This window comes from Myxococcus vastator, from assembly GCF_010894475.1.
Lineage (GTDB): Bacteria > Myxococcota > Myxococcia > Myxococcales > Myxococcaceae > Myxococcus > Myxococcus vastator.
This window is the reverse complement of the sequence record NZ_JAAIYB010000873.1, coordinates 1-1,135: the sequence shown is the minus strand read 5'-3', so window position 1 is coordinate 1,135 and position 1,135 is coordinate 1. Positions and strand designations below refer to the sequence as shown.

Sequence of the window (1,135 nt, the reverse complement as noted above, 5' to 3'; positions counted from 1 at the left end):
GTGGGAGGGAAACTGAGTCCGGGCATCTACCGGGTCCACAAGCCGGTGGGCGCCACGAGCTTCTCGGTGGTGCAGCGGTTCATGGAGGAGGCGAAGGCCGCGCAGCCGGGCAAGCGCATCCCGGTGTGCCATGGCGGGACGCTGGACCCCTTCGCGGAAGGGTTGCTGCTGGTGCTGGTGGGGCAGGCGCCGCGCCTGTTCGAGCTGCTGCACGCCGTGCCCAAGGTCTACGAGGCGGAGGTCATCTGGGGCACGGAGACGGACACGGGGGACCTGCACGGCCGGCCCGTCCTCCAGGGAGAGACGGCGGCGCTGACGCCCGAGTCCCTGGACGCGGCGCTGGCGTCCTTCGTGGGCTGGCGGGAGCAGGTGCCTCCGGCGACCAGCGCGAAGAAGGTGGGAGGCGAGCCCGCATACCGGAAGGCGCACCGGGGAGAAGCCGTGGAGCTGCCGCCCTCGCGCGTGTACCTGCACGCGGCGCGCTGGCTGTCCCATGACCTGCCGCGCGCCAGCCGCCTGTGGCTGAGCTGCCGCGGGGGCTACTACGTGCGCGCGCTGGCCCGGGACGTGGGGCGCGCGCTGGGCTGTGGGGCGCACCTGTCCACCCTGCGGCGCGCGGCGATTGGCCCCTGGGCGGACCCGGAGCCGGAGCAACGCGGGTGGCTGCACGGGCGCGAGCTGCTGCCCTGGGCCCGCGTGCGGACGCTCACGGACGCGGAGGTGGGCGAGCTGCGCCGCGAGCGCCCCATCCCCGCGAGCGGCCTCCTGCCCCCGGACTGGAAGCTGCCCCCCGGTTTCCCGGACCCGGAGGCGCCCGTGCGAGGCTTCCACCAGGGCCGCCTCACCTTCCTGCTACGGGAGCGCGACGGCGCGCTGTGGAGCGAGCTGGAGCTGCGCGGAGGGCTGTAGGCCCGCGCGCGGGAGGGGCCACCGGTGACAAGAGTCACCACCTGGGGGCCGTCCCGGTGATGACGGTTGTCACCGGTGATGACAGTTGTCACCACCCCGCACGGCCCCAGGAAAACGACACCCGAATTCATAACTCATTGAAAAGACTCGGGGCGCTCAGGTGGGCTCGCCGGAGTCGGTGTGTGGCACGCCCCGCGCAATAGGACAGGACATCACGCTCCAGCAC

Annotated in this window: 1 protein-coding gene; it reads left to right on the top strand. The window is 72.9% G+C overall.

Going from position 1 to position 1,135, the window contains the following annotated elements; all coding sequences use genetic code 11:
* On the top strand, positions 1-909 hold a 909-nt coding region (truB, locus tag G4D87_RS38010; protein ID WP_240358947.1), incomplete at its 5' end, for a tRNA pseudouridine(55) synthase TruB.
* Positions 910-1,135 lie beyond the last annotated feature (226 nt).